At 57.2% G+C, this 3,411-nt stretch carries 4 protein-coding genes and 1 pseudogene; 4 read left to right on the top strand and 1 reads right to left on the bottom strand.

Annotation, left to right across the window (positions count from 1 at the left end):
- Positions 1-252: 252 nt before the first annotated feature.
- From Q1A06_RS20735 to Q1A06_RS20720, 4 genes and pseudogenes are all read left to right on the top strand, one after another.
- A pseudogene (locus Q1A06_RS20735) lies at positions 253-808 on the top strand (IS5 family transposase); the annotation flags it as partial.
- Between the two features lie 144 nt (positions 809-952).
- Positions 953-1,564 carry a LysE family translocator gene (locus Q1A06_RS20730; RefSeq protein ID WP_299568015.1) on the top strand — a complete coding sequence of 204 codons (612 nt, stop codon included), beginning with the start codon at positions 953-955 and terminating at the stop codon, positions 1,562-1,564.
- A 154-nt stretch (positions 1,565-1,718) separates the two neighbouring features.
- Entirely contained in the window at positions 1,719-2,150 is a 432-nt protein-coding gene (locus Q1A06_RS20725) for a GFA family protein (RefSeq protein ID WP_299568014.1), read from the top strand.
- A gap of 337 nt (positions 2,151-2,487) precedes the next feature.
- Complete coding sequence (locus tag Q1A06_RS20720) at positions 2,488-2,910, top strand: VOC family protein (RefSeq protein WP_299568013.1); 423 nt, start codon at positions 2,488-2,490, stop codon at positions 2,908-2,910.
- A gap of 192 nt (positions 2,911-3,102) precedes the next feature.
- Here Q1A06_RS20720 and Q1A06_RS21120 read toward each other — a convergent pair whose 3' ends face one another.
- Positions 3,103-3,300, bottom strand: a complete 198-nt coding sequence (locus Q1A06_RS21120) for a cupin domain-containing protein (RefSeq protein WP_366523557.1) — start codon at positions 3,298-3,300, stop codon at positions 3,103-3,105.
- Positions 3,301-3,411: the final 111 nt, after the last annotated feature.

The raw sequence follows: 3,411 nt of genomic DNA, 5'->3' as shown, positions 1-3,411 counted from the left end.
TTTTCCATGCCCCCTTATGGCTAACCATATCAGATTAGTCTATAACCTTATTTGGTGAGTTTGCTCCATAATGCCGGGAAAAGTCGAGAAGCACAATAGCGCCTTTCCTCGCGATTATACCACCTTTGAAGTTCCTGGAGGCGGTAGCTTGAAAGCTCGCTCACACTTTAATCGATAGACCTTCGGCAGGATCAATATGCATTAGTTTCTGTTGTGCTGCGTGATTCGCGCGTCCGAAAAAGGAGCGATGACATGAGCAATCTCTTCTGGCTGACCAGGGCGCAGATGGCACGTCTGGCCCCTTTCTTTCTTAAGTCGCACGGAAAGTCCCGGGCTGATGACAAGCGGGGGCTGAGTGAGAATCTTTATCAATGGCAATGGTTTGCACAGGCGGGATGTGCCGCGGGAGTATGGCCCTCACAAAATGCTCTACAGCCGCTGGAAGCATTGGAGCTAAAAGGGCATCTTCGCGCGGGCTGAGCTGAAGGCGGAACACAGCGGGAAGACGACCGTGATGATCGGCGCGACCTACCTGAAGGTCCACCGAACGGCGACCAGCATGGCCGACAAAAAAGGGGGCGTGGTCGCCCGATCGGTCGCACCAAGGGCGGAATGAACACCAAGCTGCACACCATCTGCGACAGCCAAGGCAGACCGACAGACCTGTTCGTCACCGCCGGTCAGGTGAGCGATTACGTCGGCGCACGGGCCCTGCTGAGCGGCCTGACATAAGGCCAAATGGCTGCTAGGGGATCGTGGCTATAACGCTGACTGGTTAAGAGAAGTTTTGCAGGAAAAGGCGATACGCGCCCGTAGCCGACATTGGTGATGAATGCAGCGGATGACGGCTTTGAGCCCGTATTATCAGATGCTGCAAAACGGATGAACGGCAGCTTTCCCGCAATGGCACGCAAGCTGTGATGCTGGTATTGTCACCGAAAAGGATATGTCGGTGACAATACAACAGCTTCTGATCTTTCTTCCCGCAGCGCTTCTACTTGGGGCATCACCCGGCGCGAACAATCTCCTTGCCTTCATTTCCGCGACCAAGGCGGGCTGGTTTAAAACGGCAAAAAGCATCATTGGGCGTCTCGCCGCTTGGGCGGTGTTAGTGGTTCTGGTCTCGCTGGGCTTGGATGCACTTTTGCGCACATCAGAGTTTGCTTTCGTGGCGCTCAAGTGGTTGGGCGTCGCTTATCTCGGCTACCTCGCATGGCGGTTCTGGATGGCAGACGTTAGCATTGAGATTGAGGCGCCCGAGGTCTCGACACTGATGCGGCGCGAGTTTTTAACCCTCATGGGCAACCCAAAGGCTTATCTGCTTCTGACAGCGTTCTTGCCGCAGTTCGTAACCGATGCTGCACCGCTGATGCCGCAGTTGTTCACCTTGGGGGCCATTTACCTCGTCGTTGAAGGAGCAGCTGCACTTATCTGGGTCACGGCGGGAACGCTGGTCGGCGCACATGCACTGACGCCACTAAGGCGGCGCATTATCAATCGCGCTTCCGCCGGCTTGATGGGGATGGCAGCATTCCTACTGGCGCGGACAGAAAAGGTCGCATAGCAACTGAACCAGCCACTCATTATCCTATCCCGACGGCCGCTATGTCCGCTGAGCCGCCGTTGCTTTCTAAGCCTGCTATGGTAGGTTCTATCCGGAAGCTGGACGCACCGCGAAGCATAACGGAAACCAGCAGCTTTATCCACGAGGAATGAAGATGAGCGCTTCAGCGAAAATAGCAGGCCGCTGCCTTTGTGGTGAGGTCACGGTGAGCGTCTATGGCAAGCATGACGCACAGCCGGGCGCATGCCACTGCCGCATGTGCCAACGATGGTCCGGCGGGGTCTTCCTTGCATTCACGGCGGCCGCCGAAGCGGTTACCGTGGAGGGTCCGGTCAGGCACTTTCAATCTACCCCGTTTGCTGAACGCGCCTTTTGCGGCACGTGCGGCACGCATCTCTGGATGCGAAACACGGATGACCAAGCAGCGGAATACGATCTGATGCCCGGCTTATTCGATGCCGCTCATGACTGGCCGCTGCGCTCTGAGATCTACACCGACAAAGCAATGGCTGCGATCCGCTTGGACGGCGATCACCCGCGAAAGACCGAAGCGGAGTTCGAGGCATCCAATCCCCATATTGATTAAAAGCGTGTAATGCGCCCTCATCGGCTTCGACCGATCACCGTCAGGGGCTCGGTCGACGACAGGCGGCTTTGTCCGCACAGCAGGCCCGAGCGCTGAACACGGCGAAGGACTGGTTCGAGCCCATCTTGTCCAATGCTAGGCAGGCCCTGAATGTCCAAATTGGTTGCATCCAGCGCATGACGGCGCGTAGTTTGTCCCCACCAGAAACAGGTTAGGTCGGTGCGGTTGGCCCGGCCCCCCGCTAAACGGGTCCTTTCGCGCATCGGCGCTTCGATTGTCGCGTCCCATGGTCCAAGCGCCTGCGCATGTCGCGCAGGCGAATTAAAAGGACATGGATATGCAGCAACAGATCTCAGTGGTGACCCTCGGTGTTTCCGATCTCGAGAGATCGAAGGGATTCTACCGTGATGGTTTCGGCTGGACCCCGGTGTTCGAGAACGAGGAAATCGCCTTCTACCAGATGAACGGTTTCGTCTTCGGCGCATGGCTGAAAGGCGCGCTCGAAGAGGACACCAAGGCTCGGAAGCTGCCTGCCTCAGGGGCGATGTCCCTCGCCCACAACGTGCCCGAGGAAGAAGAGGTGCGGGCCGTCATGAAGATTCTCGTGGCCGCCGGCGCGACCGTTCTCCGCGAGGCCGATGCTCCGCCCCAAGGTGGCGTCCGAGGTTATGTAGCGGACCCCGACGGGCACATCTGGGAGATCGCGTGGAATCCAGCCTGGCCGATCAATGAAGAGGGGCACGTAGTCTTCGGGGTGTGATGTAGCCTGGGTCTGGTCGGAAGAGCATTCAAGATTTCGGCCAGACCCTTGAAGCGAAAAGCGGCAGTCCAGTTCTTGATGGCGAACGTCTGTTCCGTCCCGCACAGCCAACGTTCATCCCTCGGCGATGTCACCCATGTGGGCCGGCCGCCGTCGCGTGCCGTTTGTTAGGTAATTGGCGGTTTGTTGCTATTAACTTGATCTAGGCTCACCATAGAAGATTACCCACGTTCGAAAATCATCGGAAAAGCTTTCGAAGCGGTGTGGGACATGGGCGGGGGCAAATAACAGATCTCCTTGACCAAATGAAACCAGCTCGTCGCCGCGTGAAAAAGTGCCTGGGCCGCTGGCAACAATGTAGAGTTCGTCCCGATCATGAGGTTTCTGCATGTCCGTTCCTACGGGAACGTAGAGTTCGATGGAGACACAAGATTGTTAGAAGACCCGTATGCCGTATCCGCTGCCACCCAATCCGGCGTGATGCCGAACCGCTCTTCGGTC

The sequence above is a fragment of the uncultured Sulfitobacter sp. genome (assembly GCF_947497275.1).
GTDB lineage: Bacteria > Pseudomonadota > Alphaproteobacteria > Rhodobacterales > Rhodobacteraceae > Sulfitobacter.
The sequence above is the reverse complement of the archived record's forward strand: the minus strand, read 5'-3'. Positions and strand labels throughout refer to the sequence as shown.

Excerpts from the sequence above, each read along its gene's own strand:
- Q1A06_RS20725 (WP_299568014.1), top strand. The coding sequence starts at position 1,719 with ATGAGCGCTTCAGCGAAAATAGCAGGCCGCTGCCTTTGTGGTGAGGTC.
- Q1A06_RS20720 (WP_299568013.1), top strand. The coding sequence starts at position 2,488 with ATGCAGCAACAGATCTCAGTGGTGACCCTCGGTGTTTCCGATCTCGAG.
- Q1A06_RS21120 (WP_366523557.1), bottom strand. The coding sequence starts at position 3,300 with ATGCAGAAACCTCATGATCGGGACGAACTCTACATTGTTGCCAGCGGC.